The following is a 26,417-nucleotide window of genomic DNA, read 5'->3' on the forward strand; positions in this document are numbered from 1 at the left end:
CCGCACCCGGCACCCCCCTCCCGCCGGACTCCGGCCCCTCGACCGCACAGGCCCCACGGCCCCCGGCCCGCACGGGCTCGATGCAAAAGGTGACCCCAGTGACTGACCTCCAGGCGAAGAACAACGAGGAAAAGCTCCGCTACTTCCTCAAGCGGGTATCGGCGGACCTCCACGAGGCCCGCGAGCGGCTGCGGGACCTCGACGCGGCCCGGCACGAGCCGATCGCCATCGTCGCGACGAGCTGCCGCTTCCCCGGCGGGATCACCACCCCCGAGGAGCTCTGGCGGTTCCTGGCGGACGGCGGGGACGCCATCGCGGAGTTCCCCGCGGACCGGGGCTGGGACCTGGAAGCGCTCTACGACCCCGACCCGGAGTCGCGCGGCACCAGCCACGTCCGGGCGGGCGGGTTCCTCGACGGCACCGGCCTCTTCGACGCCGGCCTCTTCGACATCTCGCCCCGCGAGGCCCTCACCATGGACCCCCAGCAGCGGCTCCTGCTGGAATCCTGCTGGGAGACCTTCGAACGGGCCGGCATCGATCCCACCTCCCTCAAGGGCAGCCGGACCGGCGTGTTCACCGGCGTGATGTACCACGACCACAACGCCCTGCTCCAGCGGGCCGTGGAGGACGTCGACGGCTACATCGGCACCGGCAGCGCCGCCAGCGTGGTCTCCGGCCGCGTGGCCTACACCTTCGGCCTCGAAGGCCCTGCCGTCACCGTCGACACCGCCTGCTCCTCCTCCCTCGTCGCCCTGCACCTGGCCGTCCAGGCCCTGCGCCAGGGCGAATGCGACCTGGCCCTCGCCGGCGGCGTCACCACCATGCTCACCCCCACCTCCTTCGTGGACTTCAGCCGGCAGCGCGGCCTGGCCGCCGACGGCCGCTGCAAGCCCTTCGCGGCCGCCGCCGACGGCACCGGCTGGAGCGAGGGCCTCGGCATGCTGCTCGTCGAACGGCTCTCCGACGCCGTCCGGCTCGGCCACCCCGTCCTGGCCGTGGTCCGCGGCTCCGCCGTCAACCAGGACGGCGCCTCCAACGGCCTCACCGCCCCCAACGGCCCCGCCCAGCAACGGGTCATCCGCCAGGCCCTCGCCGACGCCCGGCTGAACCCCGCCGACGTGGACGCCGTCGAGGCCCACGGCACCGGCACCACCCTCGGCGACCCGATCGAGGCCCAGGCCCTCCTCGCCACGTACGGACAGGGGCGCCCCGCCGGGCGGCCCCTGTGGCTGGGCTCGCTGAAGTCCAACATCGGGCACACCCAGGCCGCCGCCGGCGTCGGCGGAGTGATCAAAATGGTCGAGGCGCTGCGCCACGGCCTGCTCCCCAGGACCCTCCACGTCGACGCCCCGTCCCCGCACGTCGACTGGTCCTCCGGCGCGGTACGGCTGCTCACGGAGCCCGTCCCGTGGGCGGAGGGCGAACGGCCCCGCAGGGCGGCCGTCTCCTCCTTCGGGTTCAGCGGCACCAACGCCCACGTCGTCCTGGAGGAACCCCCGCACCCGGAACCTCACCCCGAACGGGAGCCCGTGCAGGGCCCGGACGCGGTCCCGGCCGCCCGGACCGGATACACGCCCGTCCTGCTGTCCGGGAAGACCGAGGCCGCCCTGCGCGCGCAGGCCGCCCGCCTCCTGCGCCACACCGCCGACCACCCCGGAGGGTCCCTGGCCGACGTCGGCCTCTCCACCGCGACGACCCGGGCCGCCCTGGACCACCGCGCCGCGATCGTCGCCCGCGACCCCGAAGGACTGCGCCGGGCCCTTGACCTGCTGGCCCGCGGCGAGACCCCCGCCGACACCCCGGACGGCAGCACGGCCACGGGCGTGGTCCTGCCCCGGGACCGGACCGCGTTCCTGTTCTCCGGCCAGGGCAGCCAGCGCCCGTCCATGGGACGCGAACTGCACGCCGCCCACCCGGTGTTCGCCGAAGCCTTCGACGCCGTCTGCGCCGCCCTGGACCCGCACCTCGAACGCCCCGTGAAGGAGACGGTGTTCGCCGCGGACGCCGCCCTGCTGGAGCGGACGGGCCACGCGCAGCCTGCCCTGTTCGCCCTCCAGGTCGCGCTGTTCCGGCTGCTGGAGTCCTGGGGCGTGCGCCCCGACCTGCTGGCCGGCCACTCGGTGGGCGAGTTCGCGGCCGCCCACGTCGCCGGGGTGTTCTCCCTCGATGACGCGGCCCGCCTGGTGGCCGCCCGCGCCCGGCTCATGCAGGCCCTGCCCGCCGGGGGAGTGATGACCGCCGTCGAGGCCTCCGAGGAGGAGGTGCGGGAACTGCTCGCCGGCCACGAGGACCAGGCCGGCATCGCCGCCGTCAACGGACCCCGGTCCGTGGTCGTCTCGGGCACCGCCGCGGCCGTGGCCGCCGTCACCGGACGGCTGTCCGCCCAGGGCCGCAAGGTCAAGGAGCTGCCCGTCTCCCACGCCTTCCACTCCCCGCTCATGGAGCCCGTGCTGGCCGAGTTCGAGCGGGCCTTCGAAGGCGTCTCCTTCGCCGCGCCGTTCCTGCCCGTCGTCTCCACCCTCACCGGCCGGCCCCTGCCCGCCGAGGAGTGGTGCTCCGCCCGGTACTGGGTGCGGCACGTCCGCGAGACGGTACGGTTCGCCGACGCGGTCCGATCCCTCGCCGCCGAAGGCGCCGGCACCTTCCTGGAGATCGGCCCCGGCGGCGTCCTGACCGCCCTGGCCGCCGACCTCCTCGACGAGCGGGCGGTCACGGTCCCCGCCCTGCGCCCCGGCCGGCCCGAGGACCTTGCCGTCACCGCCGCCGTCGCCCGCCTCCACGTCCACGGCACCCCCGTCGACTGGGAAGGGGTCTTCGCCGGCCGCGGCGCCCGCCGCGCCGACCTGCCCACGTACGCCTTCCAGCGCGAGGAGTACCGGCTCGCTACCCGGCCCGCCACCGGCGACCTCTCCGGCACCGGCCTCCGGCCCGCCGACCACCCCCTCCTCGGCGCCGTCGTCACCCCGGCCGACGGCGGGGGCGTCCTCCTGACCGGCCGCGCCTCGCTCACCACGCACCCCTGGCTCGCCGACCACCGCGTACTCGGCACCCCCCTCCTGCCGGGCACCGCCCTGGTCGACCTGGCCGTCCGCGCCGGCGACCAGGTCGGCTGCGGCCGCATCGGGCACCTCACCCTGGAGGCCCCGCTCGTCCTGCCCCCGCACACCGGCGTCCGGCTCCAGGCCGTCGTCGACGCCGCCGACGCCCACGGCCGGCGCGGCATACACCTCTACTCCCAGCCGGACGAGGCCCTCGCCGCCGACACCTGGACCCGCCACGCCTCCGGACTGCTGGACGCCGATCCCGCCCCCCTCCCGGACACCACCGCACTCACCGCCTGGCCCCCGGCCGACGCCGAACCGGCCGACCCCACGGCCCTCTACGACCGCCTGGCCGGCCTCGGCCTGGACTACGGGCCCCTGTTCCGCGGGGTCCGCGCCGGCTGGCGGCGGGGCGCCGAACTCTTCGCCGAGATCGCCCTGCCCGACGGGACCGACACCACCGGATTCGGCCTGCACCCCGCCCTCTTCGACGCCGCCCTCCACACCGCGGGCCTCGCCGGCGACGGCCCGCACGACGGGCCCCGCATCCCCTTCGAATGGCACGGCGTCACCCTGCACGCGACCGGCGCCACCACGCTCAGGCTGCGCCTGGCCCCCGCACCCGACACCGACGGCGCCGTCACCCTGCTCCTCGCCGACGGCACGGGCCGGCCCGTGCTCAGCGTGGACTCCCTCGCGCTGCGCCCCGTGACCCCCGAACAGCTGGCCGCGGCGGCCGACACCGGCGGCGCCGGGCTGTTCCGGCCGCTGTGGACCCCCGTGACGCCGGCCGCCGCCGAGCAGGCCGTACCCGCCCCGTCCGACTCGCTGACCGCCCTGCGCGCCGAGGACGCCCCGGTCCCGGACACGGTGGCGGTCACGGTCGCGGTACCGGCCGAGGGGGACACCCCGGGGGCGGACGCCGACCGGCCCGCCGCGGCCGCGCACACCGCACTCGCCCTCGTCCAGGAATGGCTCGCGGACGCCCGCTTCGCCGCCTCCCGGCTGCTGGTCCTCACCCGGGGCGCCGTCGCCACCGGCCCGGCCGAGGGCGCCGACCCGGCACAGGCCGCCGTCTGGGGCCTGGTGCGCTCGGCGCAGTCGGAAAACCCCGGCCGCTTCCTCCTCCTCGACACCGCCGACGCCCCCGACACCGTGGACCCCGCCCTGCTCGCCGCCGCTGCCGCCACCGGCGAACCGGAACTGGCGCTGCGCGGCGCCGCCCTGCTCGCACCCCGGCTGGAACGCGCCGACCCGCCGGCGGCCGGCCGGGACACCGGCGCGGACACCGGCCCCGCCCCGGCCCTCCCGCCGCACGGCACCGTCCTGGTGACCGGCGCCTCCGGCACCCTCGGCCGCCTGGTCGCGCGCCACCTCGTCACCCGGCACGGCGTCCGCCGGCTGCTGCTCCTCAGCCGCCGCGGCCCGGACGCGGAAGGCGCCCGGGAGTTCGCCGACGAACTCGCCGCCCAGGGCGCCGTGGTGGACACCGCGGCCTGCGACGTGGCCGACCGTCAGGCGCTCGCCGCCCGGCTGGCGGCGCTCCCCGCCGCACACCCCCTGACGGCAGTCGTGCACGCGGCGGGCGTCACCGACGACGGCGTCATACCGGCCCTCACCCCCGAGCGGATCCGGCGCGTGTTCGCCCCCAAGGTGACGGGCGCACTCCACCTGCACGACCTCACCCGCGACCTGGACCTCTCCGCCTTCGTCCTGTTCTCCTCGGCCGCCGGGGTCTTCGGCAACCCCGGCCAGGGCAACTACGCCGCCGCCAACGCCGCCCTGGACGCCCTCGCCCGGCAGCGCCGCGCCGCCGGCCTGCCCGGAACCTCCCTGGCCTGGGGCCTGTGGGCCCGCAGCAGCACCCTCACGGCCGCCCTCGCCGAAGCCGACCAGCGCCGCATCGGCCGCTCCGGACTCCTCGCCCTGGACACGGACGAGGGCCTCGGACTCCTCGACCGCGCCCTGGGCTCCGCCGAACCCCTGCTCGTGCCCGTCCGCTGGGACCTCCCGGTCCTGCGCGAGCAAGCCCGCGCCGGCACCCTGCCCGCCCTGCTGCGGGACCTGGTCCCCGCCCCCGTGCGCCGGAGCGGGGCCGCCACGGCCGGAGCACCCGACGGCGTCCGCGAGGCACTGGCGGAGCGGCTGGGCGCGCTGCCCGAGACGGGCCGGACCGCCCTGCTGGCCGACCTCGTCCGGACGCACGCCGCGGCCGTCCTGGGCCACGGCCGCCCCGAAGCCGTCCAGGCGGGCCAGGCCTTCCGGGAACTGGGCTTCGACTCGCTGACCGCCGTCGAACTGCGCAACCGCCTCGCCGCGGCGACCGGCGTACGCCTCCAGGCCGGCCTGGTCTTCGACCACCCCACCCCCGACGCCCTCGCCCGCCACCTGCTGCACCGGCTCACGGACACCCCCCGCCCGGCGGCGGCCACCCGCCCGTCCGCCCCCGCCGGGGCCGCCACGGACGAACCCGTCGCCATCGTCGCCATGGGCTGCCGCTACCCCGGCGGCGTACGCTCCCCGCAGGACCTGTGGCGGCTGCTCACCGAGGGCACCGACGCCATCGACGGCTTCCCCGAAGACCGGGGCTGGGACCTCGACCTGCTCTCCGCGAGCGACGGCGCCACCGGCTCCAGCAGCACCCTCCGCGGCGGATTCCTCCACGACGCCGGCGACTTCGACGCCGCCTTCTTCGGGATCTCCCCCCGCGAAGCCCTCGCCATGGACCCCCAGCAGCGGCTCCTGCTGGAAACCTCCTGGGAGGCCTTCGAACGCGCCGGCATCGACCCCGCCACCCTGCGCGGCTCCCGGACCGGCGTGTTCACCGGCGTCATGTACCACGACTACGCCTCCTCCCTCCAGACGGTCCCCGAAGGGGTGGAGGGCTTCCTCGGCACCGGCAACTCCGGCAGCGTCATCTCGGGCCGGCTCTCCTACACCTTTGGCCTCGAAGGCCCCGCGGTGACCGTCGACACCGCCTGCTCCTCCTCCCTCGTCGCCCTGCACCTGGCCGTCCAAGCCCTGCGCCAGGGCGAATGCGACCTCGCCCTCGCGGGCGGCGTGACCGTGATGGCCGGACCCGGCGCCTTCGTCGAGTTCAGCCGGCAGGGCGGACTGGCCGCCGACGGCCGCTGCAAGGCCTTCGCCGCCGACGCGGACGGCACGGGCTGGGCGGAGGGCGTGGGCGTGCTCCTGGTGGAACGGCTCTCGGACGCCGTGCGGGCCGGGCACCCGGTCCTGGCGGTGGTCCGGGGCAGCGCCGTCAACCAGGACGGCGCCTCCAACGGGCTCACCGCCCCCAACGGCCCCGCACAGGAACGCGTCATCGCACAGGCCCTGGCGAACGCCGGACTCGCGGCGACGGACGTGGACGCGGTCGAGGCGCACGGCACGGGCACCCGGCTGGGCGACCCCATCGAGGCGCAAGCCCTCCTCGCCGCCTACGGTCAAGGCCGGCCGCAGGAGCGCCCGTTGTGGCTGGGCTCGCTGAAGTCCAACATCGGCCACACCCAGGCGGCGGCCGGGGTCGGCGGGATCATCAAGATGGTCGAGGCCCTGCGCCACGGCGTCCTGCCCAGGACCCTGCACGCCGAGGAGCCCTCCCCGCATATCGACTGGACCTCCGGCGCCGTCCGGCTCCTCACCGAACCCGTGGAATGGACGCGGGGGCCACGGCCCCGGAGGGCTGCCGTCTCCTCGTTCGGCTTCAGCGGCACCAACGCCCACGTCGTGCTGGAGCAGGCCCCGCAGCCGGCCGCCACCGAGGCCCCCGCGGCCCCCTTCACGGCACCGTGGCTCCTCTCCGCCAAGAGCCCGGAAGCCCTGCGCGCGCAGGCCCGAGGCCTCCTGCCGTACGCCCAGGACCCGGACCGGCAGGCGGCGGACGTGGCCTACTCCCTGGCCACGGGACGCGCCGCCCTGGAACAACGCGCGGCCGTGCTCGCCCAGGACCCGGCCGGGCGGCTGGAGGCCCTCACCGCCCTGGCGGAAGACACCCCCTCGCGCGCGGTGGTACGCGCCACGACCGCGCCCGGGAGCGGGAAGCGCGCCTTCCTGTTCTCCGGGCAGGGCAGCCAGCGCCTGGGTATGGGGCGTGAACTGCACGCCTCGTTCCCGGTGTTCGCCGAAGCCTTCGACGCCGCCTGTGCGGCCCTGGATCCGCACCTCGAACTGCCTTTGCGGGACGTGGTGTTCGGTGAGGACGTCGAGATGTTGAACCGGACGGGATTCACGCAGCCGGCGTTGTTCGCGGTGGAGGTGGCCCTGTTCCGGTTGGTGGAGTCGTGGGGTGTGCGCCCGGACTTCGTGGCGGGGCATTCGGTCGGGGAGTTCGCGGCGGCGCATGTCGCGGGTGTGTTGTCGCTGGATGATGCGGCGCGGTTGGTCGCGGCGCGGGGCCGGCTGATGCAGGCCCTTCCCTCCGGCGGGGTGATGGTGGCGGTGGAGGCCTCGGAGGAGGAGGTGGGAGCCCTGCTGCCGGGGTTCGAGGAGCGTGTGGGCATCGCCGCCGTCAACGGGCCGGCCTCGGTGGTGCTTTCGGGTGCCGGGGACGCGGTGGCGGTGCTGGCGGGGAAGCTCGCGGCGGAGGGCCGCAAGACCAAGGCCCTCACCGTCTCCCACGCCTTCCACTCCCCGCTCATGGAACCGATGCTCGACGACTTCCGCGAGGTCGCGGAGTCGGTCTCCTTCGGGGTCCCGTCCCTGCCGGTCGTCTCGACGCTGACCGGCCGCCTGGTAACCGCCGAGGAGTTCGGTTCGGCCGACTACTGGGTGCGGCACGTCCGCGAGGCCGTCCGTTTCGCCGACGCCGTCACCTCCCTGGCCGCGGAAGGCGTGCGCACCTTCCTGGAGATCGGACCCGGCGGGATCCTGACCGCCCTCGCCCAGGAAGCCGCGGAGCTCCTGGACCAGGACGCGGTGGCCGTGGCACTCCTGCGCGCCGACCGTGCCGAGGAGGCGGCCGTCTCCGCCGCCCTCGCCGCGCTCCACGTCCACGGCACCCCCGTGGACTGGGAGGCCGTGTTCGCCGGACGCGGTGCCCGCCGCGTCGAGCTGCCCACGTATCCCTTCCAGCGCACCCGCTACTGGCTGGCGCCGGCCCCCGCCCCCGGTGACGTCAGCGCCGCCGGTCTGGCCGAGGCGGACCACCGCCTGCTGGGCGCCGCCGTCCCGCTCGCCGACGGCGAAGGGCTCGTCCTCACCGGCCGGCTCTCGCTCGCCACCCACCCGTGGCTCACCGACCACGTCGTGCTGGGTACCGTCCTCGTCCCCGGCACCGCCTTCGTGGACCTGGCGCTGCACGCCGCCCGCGCCGAGGGTGTCGGCTGCGACCGGCTGGACGAACTGACCCTCGGCGCACCGCTCGCCCTGCCCGAGGACGGGGCCGTCCGGATCCAGGTCCGCGTCGCGGCCCCCGACGCCGACGGCCGCCGGACGCTGGAGATCCACTCGCGCCCGCAGGACGTGCCCGCCGACGAGCCGTGGACGCGCCACGCGGCCGGCACGCTGTCCGCCGCCGCCACCCCCGGCGAGGGGGCCGCCCTGGCCGCCTGGCCCCCGCCGCAGGCCGTCCCCGCCGGGTCCCCCGACATCCTGTACGAGCGGATGGCGGGCCTGGGGCTCGACTACGGCCCGCTGTTCCGCGGCGTACGCGCCGCGTGGAGCGGGGACGGGGAGGTCTTCGCCGAGCTGGAACTCCCCGACGGGACCGACGTCACCGGCTTCGGCCTGCACCCGGCCCTGCTGGACGCGGCCCTGCACGCGGTCGCCTTCGACGACACCCTGCTCGGCACCGACGCCGACGCGGACGCCGATGCGGACGGCGACGCGGACGGCGGCACCGGGCGGGCGCGGGTCCCCTTCTCCTGGACCGGGGTCACCCTTCCCGCCGCCACCCCCTCCGCGGGACCGACCGCCCTCCGGGTCCGGCTGGCCCCCGCGGGCCCGGACGCCGTGTCCCTGCTGGCCGCCGACACCAGCGGCCGCACCGTGGCCCGCGTGGACTCCCTGGTCCTGCGGCCGGTCTCGGCCGAGCAGCTCGCCGCCGCGCGGGCCGGACGCCTCCAGGACGTGCTGTTCCGCGTCGAGTGGACCGAGGCGCCCCCGGCTCCGTCCGCGCCGCCGGCCGCCGCCCACGTGGTGCTGCTGGAGGCGGAGCTCCCGGACCGTCCGGCCGAGGCACACGCCGCCGTGCGGTACGCCACCGCCCGGGCCCTGGCCCTCGTACAGCAGTGGCTGGCGGCGGCCGAGGCGGGGGAGGAGGACCCGCGGCCGCTGGTCCTCGTCACCCGCAACGCGGTCCGCACGGGCGACGGGGACACGGCCGGGCCGGACCCGGCGCAGGCCGCCGTGTGGGGTCTGGTCCGGTCCGTCCAGTCCGAACACCCCGGCCGCTTCGTCCTCGTGGACGTCGACGGGGACGCAGACGGGGACGTCCGGCCCGAACCCGAGCAGGACTCGACGGCCCCCGCCCGGCTGGCGGCGGCGCTGGCCACCGGAGAGCCGCAGTGCGCCGTCAGGGAGGAACGGGTGCTCGTGCCGCGGCTGGCGCGCACGCCCGCCCCCGCACCCACGACGGACACCGCCCGCCCGGTACCGGACCCGGCCGGAACGGTCCTGGTGACCGGGGCGACGGGCGCCCTGGGCCGGCTGGTGGCCCGGCACCTGGTGACCACGCACGGCGTACGCCACCTCCTGCTGACCAGCCGCCGCGGGCCCGACGCCGAGGGCGCGTCCGCCTTCGCCGCCGAACTGGGCGCCCTGGGCGCCGAGGTGACCCTGGCGGCCTGCGACGCGGCCGACCGCAGCGCGCTCGCCGCCCTGCTCGACGGGATCCCCGCCGCCCACCCGCTGACCGCCGTGGTGCACGCGGCCGGCGTGCTCGACGACGCCCTCGTCGGCTCGCTCACCGCCGAACGGCTGGACCGCGTCCTCGGGCCCAAGACGGACGCGGCGTTCCACCTGCACGAACTGACCCGGGACCGGGACCTCTCGGCCTTCGTCCTGTTCTCCTCGCTCGCCGGCACCCTCGGCACCGCCGGGCAGGCCAACTACGCCGCCGCCAACGCCGGCCTGGACGCCCTCGCCCAGACGCGCCGGGCGGCGGGACTGCCGGCCGTCTCGCTGGCGTGGGGACCCTGGGCGGACGCCGCGGGCCCGCACGGAATGCTGGACGCGGCCGGCGCGGGCGCACTCGCCCGGATGGCCCGCGCGGGCGTGTCACCGCTCGCCCCGCAGGAGGGCCTCGCCCTCTTCGACGCGGCGATCGCGGCGGCCGCGGCGACCAGCACGGCCGCCGGCGCGGAGGCCGTACTGCTGCCCGTACGCCTGAACCCGGCCGCCCTGGGCCGCCGCGCCGGCACTCAGCCGGTACCCGCCCTGCTCCGCGGACTCGTACGGGTCGCCGCCCACCCGGCGGCGACCCCCGCGACCGGCACCGCGGCACTGGCCGCCCAGCTGGCCGGGGCCTCCGACGAGAAGCGCCGGCGGATCCTCCTCGGGCTCGTCCGGGCCCAGGTCGCCGCCGTGCTGGGGCACACCTCCGCCGAGGCCGTCGGCGCCGCGCAGGCCTTCCGTGACCTCGGCTTCGACTCGCTGACCGCCGTGGAACTGCGCAACCACCTGGGCGCGGCCACCGGGCTGCGGCTCCCGGCGAGCCTGCTGTTCGACCACCCCACCCCGGCCGCCCTCGCCGACCACCTCGCCGGCGCCCTGCCCGCCGGTGGTCCCGGCGCCGACGCCGCGGCCCCCTCGCTGCTCGCCGAGATCGACCGGCTGGAAGCCGCGTTCGCCGGAGCCGCCCACGACCGGGCGGCCCGCGCCACCGCCGCCCTGCGGCTGGAGGTCCTCCTCGCGAAATGGCGCGGGGCCGACCCCGGCCCCGGCGCCCCCGGTGCTCCCGGCCCCGGCGCGGCCGAGGTGGCGCAGGCCTCCGACGAAGAGCTCTTCGACCTGCTCGACGGCGAGCTCGACACCCACTGATCGACCGGCACGCCCATCCCTTCGCGTTGAGGAAACAGAAATCCAGATGACGACCGATGTGAACAAGCTCCGCGACTACCTCAAGCGTGCGACCGTCGACCTGCGGCACGCGCGCCGGCGGCTGCGCGAGGCCGAGGGCAGGAACCGCGAGCCCATCGCGATCGTGGGCATGAGCTGCCGCTTCCCCGGCGGTGTCGCCTCCCCCGAGGACCTGTGGGACCTGGTCGCCTCGGGCCGCGACGCGATATCCGGCTTCCCCACCGACCGCGGCTGGGACCTCGACGCGCTCTACGACCCCGACCCCGAGAACCCCGGCACCACCTACACCCGCGAAGGCGGATTCCTGGACGGGGCGGCCGAGTTCGACCCCGGGTTCTTCGGGATCGGCCCCCGCGAGGCCCTCGCCATGGACCCCCAGCAGCGGCTCGTCCTCGAAGCCGCCTGGGAGGCCGTCGAGCGCGCCGAACTGGACCCGCAGTCCCTGCGCGGCAGCCGCACCGGGGTGTTCGCCGGCGTCATGTACCACGACTACGTCTCCCGCCTGCCCGCCATGCCCGAGGGCATCGAGGGATACGTCAGCACCGGCAACACCGGCAGCGTGGTCTCCGGCCGCATCGCCTACACCCTCGGCCTGGAGGGCCCGGCCGTCACCATCGACACCGCCTGCTCCTCCTCCCTCGTGGCCCTGCACCTGGCCGTCCAGGCCCTGCGCCAGGGCGAATGCGACCTCGCGCTCGCCGGCGGGGTCACCGTCATGGCCGGACCGACGACCTTCGTCGAGTTCAGCCGGCAGCGCGGGCTCTCACCCGACGGCCGCTGCCGGGCCTTCTCCGCCGGGGCCGACGGCACCGGCTGGTCCGAGGGCGTCGGCATGCTCCTCGTCGAACGGCTCTCCGACGCCGTCCGGCTCGGCCACCCGGTCCTGGCCGTGGTCCGCGGCTCCGCCGTCAACCAAGACGGCGCCAGCAACGGGCTCACCGCCCCCAACGGGCCCGCCCAGCAGCGGGTCATCCACCAGGCCCTGGCCAACGGGCTGCTCTCCCCGTCCGACGTGGACGCCGTCGAGGCCCACGGCACCGGCACCACACTCGGGGACCCCATCGAGGCGCAGGCCCTGCTCGCGACGTACGGCCAGGAGCGGCCCGCCGACCGGCCCCTGTGGCTGGGCTCCGTCAAGTCCAACCTGGGGCACACCCAGGCGGCGGCGGGTGTCGCGGGCGTCATCAAGATGGTGCAGGCGCTGCGCCACGGCGTCCTGCCGCAGACCCTGCACGTCGATGCCCCGACCCCGCACGTCGACTGGTCCTCGGGGGCCGTCTCCCTGGTGACGGAGAACACCGCGTGGCCCGAGACGGAGCCCGGCCGGCCCCGCCGGGCGGCCGTCTCGGCCTTCGGCGTCAGCGGGACGAACGCGCACGTCGTCCTGGAACAGCACCTCGCCCCGACCGTCGAACCGGCCCCGACGGCCGAGGACATCGACAGCTCCCCGACGGAAACCCCCGCCGCCACCCCGGCCGCCCCCACAGCCGGCCCCGCCGCCGGTGCCGCCGCCGCCCTTGCCGGCCGCGCCACATCCCTCGGCGCCGCCATCGCGGGCCGCGCGGGCACCCTCGGCAGCGCCCTCGCCGACCGCGCGGCCACCCTCGTCGGCATCGGCGGTGACCACGCGGCCGACACCGGCACGCCCCACGGCACCGACGGCGCGCCCGCGACCAACGCCGGAGCTCCGGACAGCCGGCCGGGCCTCGTCCCCTGGCCGCTCTCCGCCAAGACCCCCGCCGCCCTCGCCGCGCAGGCCGCCCGGCTCCGCACCCACCTGGCCGCCCTGCCCGCCGAGCCCGCGGCCGGCGCCCCGACGGCCGCCGACATCGCCCTCTCCCTCGCCACCACCCGCACCCCCTTCCCCCACCGCGCCGTCCTCCTGGCCGCCGACCGGGCCGGCCTGGACCGGGCCCTGGACGCCCTCGCCGACGCCGAGCCCGGCGCACCCGCCCCCGAGGGCACCCACGTGGTGCGCGGCACCGCCACCGACACCCGACGGGCCGCCTTCGTCTTCCCCGGCCAGGGCTCCCAGTGGACCGGCATGGCCGTCGAACTCCTCGACACCGCACCGGTCTTCGCCGAACGCATCCGCCAGTGCGAGGAAGCCCTCGCCCCCCACGTCGACTGGTCGCTGACGGAGGCCCTGCGCGGCGCGCCCGGCGCCCCCGGCTTCGACCGGGTCGACGTCGTCCAGCCCGTCCTGTTCGCGGTCATGGTCTCCCTGGCCGAACTGTGGCGCTCCCACGGGGTGCACCCGGCGGCCGTCGCCGGCCACAGCCAGGGCGAGATCGCCGCCGCGGCCGTCGTCGGCGCGCTCAGCCTGGAGGACGCCGCGAAGGTCGTGGCCCTGCGCAGCCGGGCCCTGACCGCACTGTCCGGCCGGGGCGGCATGCTCTCCGTCGCCCTGCCCCACGACCGGCTCACCCCGCTGCTGGCCCCGTGGGGCGAGCGGCTGTCGGTCGCCGCCGTCAACAGCCCCGCCTCCACCGTCGTCTCCGGCGACGGCGACGCCCTCACCGAACTCCGCGACGCCCTGCACACCGACGGGATCCGGGCCCGGCTGATCGCCGTGGACTACGCCTCCCACTCCGCGCACGTCGAAGAGGTCCGCGCACAGGTCCTCGAAGCGCTCGCCGACATCACCCCCCGCGCCTGCGAGGTGCCGTTCTACTCCACCGTCACCGGCGGCGCCCTGGACACCGACCGGCTCGACGCCGAGTACTGGTACCGCAGCCTGCGCCAGACCGTCCGCTTCGACGAGGCCACCCGCGCCCTCGTCCGGGACGGCCACGGCGCCCTCATCGAGGTCAGCGCCCACCCGGTGCTCACCATCGGCATCCAGGAGACCCTCGACGACCTGGGCGGCACGGCCGTCGCCCTCGCCACCCTGCGCCGCGGCGAAGGCGGCACCGACCGCTTCCTGCGCTCCGCCGCGGAAGCCCACGCCCACGGCGTCGCCCTCGACTGGCCGGCCGTCCTCGCCGCCCCGGACGCCCGCCGGATCCCGCTGCCCACCTACGCCTTCCAGCACGAGCGCTACTGGCTCGACGCCCCCTACGCCCCGGCGGACGCGGCGGGCCTGGGCCTGGCCCCGTCGGACCACCCCCTGCTGGGCGCCGTCACCACCCTCGCCGACACGGACGGCCTGCTGCTGACCGGCCGGCTGTCCACGCACACCCACCCCTGGCTCGCCGAACACGCGGTGCTGGGCGCGGTCCTCCTGCCCGGCACGGCCTTCGTGGAGCTCGCCGTCCGGGCGGGAGACCACCTCGGCTGCGACAACCTGGCCGAACTCACCCTCCAGGCACCGCTGGTCGTGCCCGAGCGGGGCGGCGTCCTCGTCCAGGTCGCCGTCGGAGCGGCCGACGGGTCCGGGGACCGGCGCTTCGCCGTCCACTCCCGCCCCGACACCGCCGCCGCCGAAGCGGGCTGGACCTGCCACGGCGCCGGCGTGCTGAACTCCGCGCCCACGGCGACGCCCGACGACGCCGCGCCGTCGGCGGACTGGCCGCCCGCCGGAGCGGCCCCCGTCGACCTGGACGGCTTCTACGACGGCCTCGCCGCCCGCTCCTTCGCCTACGGCCCCGTCTTCCAGGGCCTGCGGGCCGCCTGGCGGCTCGGCGACGAGGTGTTCGCCGAGGTGGCCCTCCCCGAGGGCGCCCGCGCCGGCGCCGACCGGTACGGGCTCCACCCGGCCCTGCTGGACGCCGCCCTGCACGCCGTGGGCTTCGGCCCGCTCGGCGACATGGGAACCGGACGGATGGCCTTCGCCTGGGAGGACGTACGCCTGCACGCCGCGGGAGCCACCCGGCTGCGGATCCGGCTGACGCCGGCCGGCACCGACACGGTCGCCGTCACGGCCACCGACGACGGCGGCCGGGCCGTCGCCACCGTCGGCTCCCTCACCTTCCGCGAGGTCCGCGAGGAACACCTGCGGGCCGCCCTCACCGACCACCACGAGTCCCTCTACCGGGTGGAGTGGCCGGCGCACCTGGTCCCCGACACCGGGGCGGCCCCCGAGGCACCCTGGGCGCTCATCGGCACCGGGGAGGCCGCCCTGGAGGAGACCGCCGCCGCACTGACGGCCGGCGGAGCGCCGCGCCCCGCCGCCCACCCCGACCTCACCGCCCTGGCCGCAGCCGTCACGGCCGGCACTCCCGTCCCCGCGACCGTGGCCGTCGTCCTCCCCGTGGCGCACGACGGGCCCGACGCCGACGCCGACGCGGAGGCCGAAGCCGTCCGGGAGACCGCGCGGGCCGCCCTCGCCCTCCTGCGGGACTGGCTGGCCGACGACCGGTTCACGGCCTCCCGGCTGGTCTTCCTCACCCGCCGCGCCGTGGCCGTACCAGGTGAGGACGCCGGCCGGGCACCGGACACCCGCCCGGAGCACGCACCCGTCTGGGGCCTGATCCGCTCCGCGCAGTCCGAGCACGCCGACCGCCTCGTCCTCGCCGACACCGACGGCACCCCGGACTCCCTGCGCCGCCTGCCCGCCGCCGTCGCCACCGGCGAACCCCAACTGGCCCTGCGCGAGGGCCGGATGTCCGTGCCCCGGCTGGCGCGTGTCCCCGTCGCGGCGGAACCCGTCACCGCCCCCGCCCTCGACCCGCAGGGCACCGTACTGATCACCGGGGGCACCGGCGCCCTCGGCCGGCTCGTCGCCGCCCACTTCATCACCGCCCACGGCGTCCGCAACATCCTCCTCACCAGCCGCCGCGGCCCCGACACCGAAGGGGCCGCCGCCCTCCAGGAGGAGCTCGCCGCACTCGGCGCCACCGTCACCGTCGCCGCCTGCGACGCCGCCGACCGCGACGCCCTCGCGGCCCTCCTCACCGCCGTCCCCACCGACCGGCCGCTCACCGCCGTCGTCCACGCCGCCGCCGTCGTCGCCGGCGGACCCGTCGACACCCTCGGCCCCGAGGACCTCGACCTCGTCCTGCGCCCCAAGGTCGACGCCGCACTCCACCTCCACGAGCTGACCCGCGGCCTCGACCTCGCCGCCTTCGTGCTCTTCTCCTCCCTCGCCGGCACCTTCGGCGGCGCCGGACAGGGCGCCTACGCGGCCGGCAACGCCTTCCTCGACGCCCTCGCCCACCACCGCCGCGCCCAGGGCCTGCCCGCCTCCGCCCTCGCCTGGGGCGTCTGGGACGAGCGCGGCGAGCAGACCCGGCTGGCCGGCGAGGACCTGCGGCGCATGGCCCGCGCCGGACTCGTCCCGCTCACCGCCGACGAGGGCCTGCGCCTGCTGGACACCGCCCTCACCCTGGACGACGCGGCCCTGGCCCCCGTACGCCTCGACCTGGCCGCGCCGCTCGGCCGCGCGACCGGACCCGTACCCGCCCTGCTGCGCGGACTCGTCCGCACCCCCGCGCGGCGCGCAGCACAGGGCGCGGCCCCCGGCCCCGGCGGCCTCTCCGCCGAACTGTCCCGGCTGGCCGCCCTGCCGCCCGCCGAACGCGAGGACACCGTGCTCACCCTCGTGCGCAACCAGGTGGCGGCGGTGCTCGGCCACGCCACCCCCGCCGCCGTCGACCCCGGCCGGGCCTTCCGGGACCTCGGCTTCGACTCCCTGGCCGCGATGGAGCTCCGCAACCGGCTCGCCGCCGCCACCGGCGTCCGCCTGCCCGCCACCGCGGTCTTCGACCACCCCACCCCCGCCGCCCTGACCGGCCACCTCCTCGACGAGATCCCCGGCGGTCACCCCGGCACCGCCCTGGTCACCGCCGCGCCCCCCGCACCCGGCCGGACCACCGCCACCGGCGGCGAGGAGCCCATCGCCATCGTCGCCATGAGCTGCCGGCTGCCCGGCGAGGTCCGCGGCCCCGAGGACCTCTGGAACCTCGTCGCCGCGGGCACCGACGCCATCACCGGCCTGCCCGCCAACCGGGGCTGGGACCTCGACGCGCTCTACCACCCGGACCCCGACCACCCCGGCACCAGCTACGTCAGGGAAGGCGGATTCCTGCACGACGCGGGCCAGTTCGACCCCGAGTTCTTCGGGATCTCGCCCCGCGAGGCCCTCTCCATGGACCCCCAGCAGCGCCTGCTCCTGGAGACCTCCTGGGAGGCCTTCGAACGGGCCGGCATCGACCCGGCGACGCTGCGCGGCACCCGCACGGGAGTCTTCGCCGGCACCAACGGCCAGGACTACGCCCTCGGCCTCTCACCGGAACAGACCGAGGACATGGAAGGGCACCTCCTGACCGCCAACTCCGCCTCGGTGGTCTCGGGTCGGCTCTCCTACACCTTCGGCCTGGAAGGCCCCGCGGTGACCGTCGACACCGCCTGCTCCTCCTCCCTCGTCGCCCTCCACCTGGCCGCCCAGTCCCTGCGCCGGGGCGAATGCGACCTGGCGCTCGCGGGCGGAGTCACCGTCATGTCCACCCCGGGCGCGCTCATCGGTTTCAGCCGCCAGCGCGGACTGGCCCCGGACGCCCGCTGCCGCGCCTTCGCCGCCTCGGCCGAGGGCACCGGCCTCGCCGAGGGCGCGGGCATGCTGCTGGTGGAGCGGCTCTCGGACGCCCGCCGCAACGGCCACCGGGTGCTGGCCGTCGTACGCGGGTCCGCGATCAACCAGGACGGCGCCTCCAACGGCCTGACCGCCCCCAACGGGCCCGCACAGCAGCGGGTGATCCGCCAGGCCCTCGCGGACGCCGGACTGTCCGCGACGGAGGTGGACGCCGTCGAGGCGCACGGCACGGGCACCACCCTGGGCGACCCGATCGAGGCCCAGGCCCTGCTGAAGGCCTACGGCACCGGCCGCGAGGCGGACCGGCCCCTGTGGCTGGGCACGGTCAAGTCCAACATCGGGCACACGCAGGCCGCGGCCGGTGTGGCGGGTGTGATCAAGATGGTGATGGCGATGCGCCACGGGGTCCTGCCCAGGACCTTGCACGTGGACGAGCCGTCTCCGCACGTGGACTGGTCGGCGGGGGACGTGCGCCTGCTGACCGAGGCACAGGAGTGGGCGGAGCGGGACGGCCGTCCGCGCCGCGCGGGCGTCTCCTCCTTCGGCGTCAGCGGCACCAACGCCCACGTCGTCATCGAGCAGGCCCCGGCCGACACCCCCACCGATCGGGTGCAGGCGGGCCCGGACGAGGAGCCCTCCGCCCCGCTGCCCACCCCCTGGCTGCTCTCCGCGAAGGACGAGAACGCCCTGCGCGCCCAGGCGGAACGCCTCCTGGCCCACCTCCGGTCCGCCGACCGGCCCGACGCGACGGACGTCGCCCTCTCCCTGGCGACCACCCGCGCCGCCTTCCCGCACCGCGCGGTCATCACCGGCACCGACCGGGACGACCTGCTGCACGGCCTGACCGCCCTCGCCCGCGGCGAGACCCCCGGACCGGAGACGGTATGCGGCACGGCACGTGCGGGGGCCGGCCGCACCGCGTTCCTGTTCTCCGGACAGGGCAGCCAGCGTCTCGGTATGGGGCGTGAACTGCACGCCGTGTTCCCGGTGTTCGCCAAGGCTTTCGACGCCGTGTGCGCAGCCCTGGAGCCGCATCTCGAACTGCCTTTGCGGGACGTGGTGTTCGGTGAGGACGTCGAGCTGTTGAACCGGACGGGATTCACGCAGCCGGCGTTGTTCGCGGTGGAGGTGGCCCTGTTCCGGTTGGTGGAGTCGTGGGGTGTGCGCCCGGATTTCGTGGCGGGGCATTCGGTCGGTGAGTTCGCGGCGGCGCATGTCGCGGGTGTGTTGTCGCTGGAGGATGCGGCGCGGTTGGTCGCGGCGCGGGGCCGGCTGATGCAGGACCTCCCGTCCGGCGGGGTGATGGTGGCGGTGGAGGCCTCGGAGGAGGAGGTGCGGGCCCTGCTGCCGGGGTTCGAGGACCGTGCGGGCATCGCTGCCGTCAACGGGCCTTCTTCGGTGGTGCTTTCGGGTGCCGGGGACGCGGTGGCGGTGCTGGCGGGGAAGCTCGTGGCGGAGGGCCGCAAGACCAAGGCCCTCACCGTCTCCCACGCCTTCCACTCCCCGCTCATGGAACCGATGCTGGACGCCTTCCGCGAGGTCGCGGAGTCGGTCTCCTTCGGGGTCCCGTCCCTTCCGGTCGTCTCCACGCTCACCGGCCGCCTGCTCACCGCGGAGGAGTTCGCCACTCCCGAGTACTGGGTGCGGCACGTCCGCGAGGCCGTCCGTTTCGCCGACGCCGTCACCTCCCTGGCCGCCGAAGGCGTGGCCACCTTCCTGGAGATCGGGCCCGGCGGGATCCTGACCGCCCTCGCCCAGGAAATCCTCGACGAGCACGCCGTCACCGTCCCCGCCCTGCGCGCCGACCGTGCCGAAGCCCAGGCCGTCACCACCGCCCTCGGCGCGCTCCACGTCCACGGCACCCCCGTGGACTGGGAGGCGGTGTTCGCCGGACGCGGCGCCCGCCGCGTCGACCTGCCCACCTACCCCTTCCGGCACCAGCCGTACTGGCTGGTCCCCGCCGGCCCCCGGGACACCGGCGCCAAGGCGGCCGACCCGGCCGAGACCGCGTTCTGGGACACCGTCGAGAACCAGGACCTGACCGCCCTCAGCGAACGGCTGCACGTCGCCGCCGACACCCCGCTCAGTGCCGTCCTGCCCGCCCTGTCCCAGTGGCGCCGACGGCAGCGCAGCCGCTCCGTCGTCGACTCCTGGCGCTACCGGATCACCTGGCAGCCGCTGACCGGCGCCCCCCGCCCCACTCCCGAGCCGACGGGCACCTGGCTGCTCGCCGTCCCCGGGGACGCGGAGGACGACCCCGTGGTCACGGCCGTCACCGGGGCCCTGACCCGCCACGGCGCCGAGGTCGCGGTGCTGCCCGTACGGGCCGACGAGCCCCGTACCGCACTCGCCGCACGCCTGCGCCCCGAGCCCGGCGCGCCGGCGCCGGCCGGGGTCCTCTCCCTCCTCGCACTCACCGACGCCTCCCACCCGGACCACCCCCACCTGCCCGCCGGGCTGGCCCTGACCACCCTGCTGGTCCAGGCCCTGGGCGACGCGGAGAACACCGCGCCGCTCTGGTGCGCCACCCGGGGAGCGGTCAGCACCGGACGCTCTGACACGCTGACCAGCCCGGAGCAGGCCATGGTCTGGGGTCTCGGCCGTTCGGCGGCACTCGACCACCCGGACCGCTGGGGCGGACTCGTCGACCTGCCCGCCGTCCTGGACCAGCGGGCCGCCGACCGCCTCGTCACGGTCCTCGCCGACGGGACGGGAGCGGAGGACCAGCTCGCGATCCGGCCCTCCAGCGTCTTCGTCCGCCGCCTGGCCCGCACCCACACCACCGCCGAAACCCCCACCCCGGAGCGGGCCCGGCAGCCGCACGGCACCGTACTGATCACCGGCGGCACCGGGGCGCTCGGCGCCCGGGTCGCCCGGCACCTGGCCCGGGCCGGGGCCGCCCACCTCGTCCTCACCGGCCGGCGCGGCCCCGAGGCCCCCGGAGCGCGCGAACTCGCCGCCGAGATCGAGGAACGGGGCGCCCGCGTCACCCTCGCGGCCTGCGACGTCGCCGACCGCGAGCAGGTGGCCGCCCTGCTGCGGGCCCTGGCGGAGGACCGGCACCCGCTCACGGCCGTCGTCCACACCGCCGGACTGCCGCAGTTCACCCCGACCGACACCCTGACTCCCGCCGACCTCGCCGCCGTCCTCGCCGCGAAGACGGCCGGTGCCCGGCACCTCGACGAACTGCTCGCCGACCGGGAACTGGACGCCTTCGTCCTGTTCTCCTCCGTCGCCGCCGCCTGGGGCAGCGGCAGCCAGGCCGCCTACGGCGCGGCCAACGCCCACCTCGACGCCCTCGCCGAGCAGCGCCGCTCCCGGGGACTCGCCGCCACCTCCGTCGCCTGGGGCCCCTGGGCCGACGGCGGCATGGCGGGCGACGACGAGGCCGAGGCCCACCTGCGCCGGCGCGGCCTGCCCGCCATGGCCCCCGACACCGCGATCGCCGCCCTCCAGCGGGCGCTGGACCTCGACGAGACCACGGTCGTCGTCGCCGACGTCAACTGGGACCGTTTCGCCCCCGCCTTCACCCTCGCCCGGCCCAGCGCCCTCCTCGCCGACCTGCCCGAGGCCCGTACGGCCCTCGCCGCAGCCGGAGGAGGGGCGGACGAAGCGGACACGGCCGAAGGCGCCGCCCCTTCCCGTACCGCCGGACTCGCCGCCCTCCCGGCCGCCGAGCGCCACCGCGTCCTCCTCGACCTCGTCCGGGCCGAAGTCGCCCGGGCCCTGGGCCACTCGGGCCGTGACGCGGTGGACTCCGGACGCTCCTTCAAGGACCTCGGCTTCGACTCCCTCACCAGCGTCGAACTGCGCAACCGGCTGAACCGGGCCACCGGGCTGCGCCTGCCCACCACCCTGGTCTTCGACCACCCCAACGCCGACGCCCTCGCCGCCTTCCTGAACGCCGAGGTGTCCGGCCACGCCCCGGCCGCCCTCGCGGCGGGCGCCCCCACCCAGGCCGCACCCGCCGGGGCGACCGCCGCCGACGAGCCGATCGCGATCGTCGCCATGGGCTGCCGCTTCCCCGGCGGCGCCAACTCGCCCGAGGAACTGTGGCAGTTGCTCGTGGACGGCGTGGACGCCGTCACCCCCTTTCCCACCGGCCGCGGCTGGGACCTGGACTCCCTCTACGACCCCGACCCCGAGCACCCCGGCACCACCTACGTCGACGCGGGCGGGTTCCTCCACGACGCGGACCGCTTCGACGCCCGGTTCTTCGGGATCTCCCCGCGCGAGGCCCTGGCCATGGACCCGCAGCAGCGCCTGCTCCTGGAGACCGCCTGGGAGACCCTGGAACGGGCCCGTCTCGCCCCCTCCTCCCTGCGCGGCACCGCCACCGGCGTGTTCATCGGCTCCGGCTACCAGGGCTACGGCGCCACACCCGGCGCCCTCCCCGACGGCGTCGAGGGACACCTCCTCACCGGTACCTCCAGCAGTGTCATGTCCGGCCGGATCGCCTACGCCCTGGGCCTGGAGGGCCCCGCGCTCACCGTGGACACGGCCTGCTCCTCCTCCCTGGTCGCCCTGCACCTGGCCACCCAGGCGCTGCGCCGGGGCGAATGCGAACTGGCCCTGGTCGGCGGGGCGGCCGTGATGGCCGGCCCCCACGCCTTCGTCGAGTTCAGCCGGCAGCGCGGCCTGGCCGCCGACGGCCGCTGCAAGCCGTTCGCGGCCGCCGCCGACGGCACCGGCTGGGGCGAGGGCGTCGGCATGCTGCTCGTCGAGCGGCTCTCGGACGCCGTACGCCACGGGCACCCGGTCCTCGCCGTGGTCCGCGGCTCGGCCGTCAACCAGGACGGCGCCTCCAACGGGCTCACCGCCCCCAACGGCCCCGCCCAGCAACGGGTGATCCGCCAGGCCCTCGCCAACTCCGGCCTGACGACGGCCGACGTGGACGCCGTCGAGGCCCACGGCACCGGCACGGCCCTCGGCGACCCGATCGAGGCCCAGGCCCTCCTCGCCACGTACGGACAGGACCGGGACGCGGAACGGCCGCTCTGGCTGGGCTCCCTCAAGTCCAACATCGGCCACACGCAGGCCGCCTCCGGACTGGCGGGCGTGATCAAGACGGTGCTGTCGCTCCGGCACGGCCTGCTGCCCAGGACCCTCCACGTGGACGCGCCCTCCCCGCACGTCGACTGGTCGGCGGGCGGGGTCCGCCTCCTCACCGAGCCGGTAACCTGGACGGACGCCGGCTCCGGCCGGCCGCGCCGGGCGGCCGTCTCCTCGTTCGGGGTGAGCGGCACCAACGCCCACACCATCATCGAGCAGGCGCCGAGGCTCCCCGAGGAGTCCGAGGGAGCCGAGGAACGGCCGGCCCCCGCCCCCGGCCACGGCTGCCTGCCCTGGACGCTGTCCGGCGCGGACGAGGCGGCCCTGCGCGAGCAGGCCGGCAACCTCCTCGCCCACCTGTCCGCCCACCCCGGCGCCACCCCGGCGGACGTGGCCCTCTCCCTGGCCGAGTCCCGCACCGCCCTGCCCCACCGCGCGGTGGTGCTGGGCGCGACCGCCGAGGAACTGGGCGCCGGCCTGGCCGCCCTGCACCGGGGCGAGCCGTCGGCGGACCTCGTACGGGGGCACGCGGCGGCGGGCGCCCGCACCGCGTTCCTCTTCTCCGGCCAGGGCAGCCAGCGGCCGGGCATGGGCCGGGAACTGTACGCCGCGTTCCCGGTGTTCGCGGACGCCTTCGACGCCGTCTGCGCCCACGTCGACGCACATCTGGACCGGCCCCTGCGGGACGTGGTGTTCGGCGAGGACGCCGAACCGCTGGACCGGACGGAGTTCACCCAGCCCGCGCTGTTCGCCATCGAGGTGGCCCTGTTCCGGCTGGTCGAATCGTGGGGCGTCGCCCCGCACTTCCTCGCCGGGCATTCCATCGGCGAGGTGGCCGCCGCCCACGTCGCGGGCGTGTTCTCCCTCGACGACGCGGCGAAGCTGGTGGCCGCGCGCGGCCGGCTGATGCAGGAGCTGCCCGCCGGGGGCGTGATGGTCGCGGTCGAGGCCTCGGAGGCCGAGGTCCGTGCCCTGGCGGGAGGCTCCGGGGACCCGGACGCGTGGGGCGTCGCCGCCGTCAACGGCCCCTCGTCGGTGGTGGTTTCGGGAACCGCCGCAGCCGTCTCGGAGATCGTCGCGACGCTGTCCGCGCAGGGGCGCAGGACGAGGGCGCTGAAGGTCTCCCACGCGTTCCATTCGCCGCTGATGGAGCCGATGCTGGCGCAGTTCCGCAAGGTCGTCGAGGAGGTGTCCTTCGGGTCCCCGGCGCTGCCGGTGGTCTCGACGCTGACGGGTGCCCCGGTCGCGGCGGAGGACCTCTGCTCGGTCGACTACTGGGTGGCCCACGTCCGTGAGCCCGTGCGGTTCGCGGACGCCGTCGGGGCACTTGCGGCGGAGGGAGCCGGCGCGTTCCTGGAGATCGGCCCGGGAGGCGTCCTGACGGCGCTCGCCGCGGCCGTCCAGGGCCGGCCCGCGATACCGCTCCTGCGGGGGGACCGCCCCGAGGGGACGGCGGTGCTCACCGCCCTCGCGCAGCTCCACGTCCAGGGCGTCCCGGTCGACTGGAGCACGGTCCTGGCCGGCCGGGGCGCCCGCCGCGTCGACCTGCCGACGTATGCCTTCCAGTGCGAGCGCTATTGGCTGACGGCGCCGCCCGCACCGGCCGCCGGCGGCGGCGCGCCGGCCGACGCGGCGGACGCGGAGTTCTGGGACGCCGTCGAGAACGGGGAGCCGGAAGCCCTCGCCGCGCGGCTCGGCCTGGCCGCCGGGGCGCCGCCGGCCTCGGTGTTCGGCGCGCTCGCGGCCTGGCGCCGGGAGAGCCGGACCCGGTCCACGCTCGACGGCTGGCGCTACCGGGCGGTGTGGCAGCCCCGCACCGACCTGCCGGCCGCGGCCCCCTCGGGCACCTGGCTGGTCGTGGCCCCCGACGAGGCGACCGCCGAGCCGTACGTCCGGATGCTCCGCGACCGGGGCGCCGAGCCCCGCCGCGTCACCGTCACCGACCCCGGGGCCGACCGCGAGGCCCTCGCCGCGCTGCTGCGCGGGGCCTTGGACGGCCGGCCGGTGGCCGGGGTCCTGTCCCTGCTGGCCCTGGACGCCCGCAGCCACCCGGAGCACGCGGCCCTGCCGGCCGGTCTCACGGCCACCGTCGCGCTCGTCCAGGCGCTCGGGTACCTGGACGTCGAGGCACCGCTGTGGTGCCTCACCAGCGGGGCCGTGGCGGTCAGCGGAACCAGGCCGGTCACCCGGCCGCTCCAGGCCCTGGTCTGGGGCCTGGGCCGCGCGGTCGCCCTGGAGACCCCGGGCCGCTGGGGCGGCCTGGTCGACCTCCCCGACACCGCCACCGCCACCGCCACCGAAGCCGGAACCGCCACCGGCACCGGCACGGGCGCCAGCACCCCCGACGAGCGGACGCTCGCCCGGCTCGCCGAGGTCCTCGGCGGGGCCGACGGCGAGGACCAGCTCGCCGTGAGCGCCTCCGGCGTCCTGGTCCGCAGGCTCACCCGGACGCCCCGCACCACCACGGACACTGGCGCCGGCCGCGGCTGGCGGCCCCGCGGCACCGTGCTGATCACCGGCGGCACGGGCTCGCTCGGCGGCCACACCGCCCGCTGGCTGGCCGCGTCGGGCGCCGAGCACCTGGTCCTCACCAGCCGGCGGGGCGAGGCGGCCGCCGGCGCGTCCGAACTCGCCGCCGAACTGCGGGAGTCCGGGGCACGGGTGACGATCGCCGCGTGCGACGTCGCCGACCGGACGGCCCTGGCGGCCCTGCTGGACACCCTCGCGGAGGACCCCGCCCCGCTGACCGCCGTCGTGCACGCCGCGGGCCTCCCGCAGTTCACCCCCGTCGCGGAGACCACCCCCGAGGAGCTGGCCGCCGTCGTCTCGGCCAAGGTGGCCGGCGCCGTCCACCTGGACGAGCTGCTCGCCGGCCGCGACCTGGACGCGTTCGTCCTCTTCTCGTCCGTCTCCGGCGTGTGGGGCAGCGGCAGCCAGGCCGCCTACAGCGCGGGCAACGCCTTCCTCGACGCGCTCGCCGAGCACCGCCGCTCCCGGGGACTCGCCGCGACGGCCGTCGCCTGGGGCCCCTGGGCCGAGGGCGGCATGGCCGCGGACGGCGGGGCGGAGGAGTACCTCCGGCGCAGCGGCCTCCCCTCGCTGCCCCCGGCCCTGGCGGTCTCGGCCCTGCAACTGACCCTGGACCGCGACGAGACGGCCGTGGTGGTGGCGGACGTCGACTGGGAGAGGTTCGCGCCCTCCTTCACCATCGGCCGGCCCAGCCCCCTGCTCACCGCCCTGCCCGAGGCACGCGCGGCGCTGGCCGCCACCGCGGAGGCCGACCACGCCCCCGCCGGCGGAGCCCCCGCGGCCGCCGACCTCGTACGGGAGCTGTCCGGCCTCGGCCCGGAGGAGCGGCACGAGCTGCTGCTGGAACGGGTGCGCGCCGAGGCCGCGGCGGCGCTGGGCTACCGCGCCGCGGACGCCATCGAGTCCGACCGCGCCTTCCGGGACCTCGGCTTCGACTCGCTCACCGCGGTCGAACTCCGCAACCGGATGGGCACCGTGACCGGACTGGCGCTGCCGATGACGCTGGTCTTCGACCACCCCACCCCGAACGCCCTCACCGACGCGCTGCTGAGCACCCTGCTGCCCGGGGGCGCCGCGGAACCCCTCGCCGGGGAGGACCCCGAGGACACCCGGGTGCGCCGGGCCCTCGCCACCGTCCCGCCGGCCCGCCTGCGCGAAGCCGGGCTCCTCGACGCCCTGCTGGCCCTGGCCGGTGCGGCGGACGCGACGGACACGGAACCCGACCACGACACCGGATCCGCCATCGCGGACATGGACCTCGACCACCTCATCGAACTGGCGCTGGGCGACAGCGAAGCCTGACC

General features: G+C 76.8%; 2 protein-coding genes. Both read left to right on the forward strand.

Translation table 11 applies throughout. From position 1 onward, the window contains the following. Positions 1-80: 80 nt before the first annotated feature. Entirely contained in the window at positions 81-11,021 is a 10,941-nt protein-coding gene (locus ACZ5NJ_RS21530; RefSeq protein ID WP_468766693.1) for a type I polyketide synthase, read from the forward strand. Between the two features lie 58 nt (positions 11,022-11,079). Beyond that, positions 11,080-26,415, forward strand: a complete 15,336-nt coding sequence (locus tag ACZ5NJ_RS21535) for a type I polyketide synthase (RefSeq protein WP_468766824.1) — start codon at positions 11,080-11,082, stop codon at positions 26,413-26,415. The last annotated feature ends 2 nt before the right edge of the window (positions 26,416-26,417 follow it).

It is taken from the genome of Streptomyces sp. NPDC032091 (genome assembly GCF_055580265.1).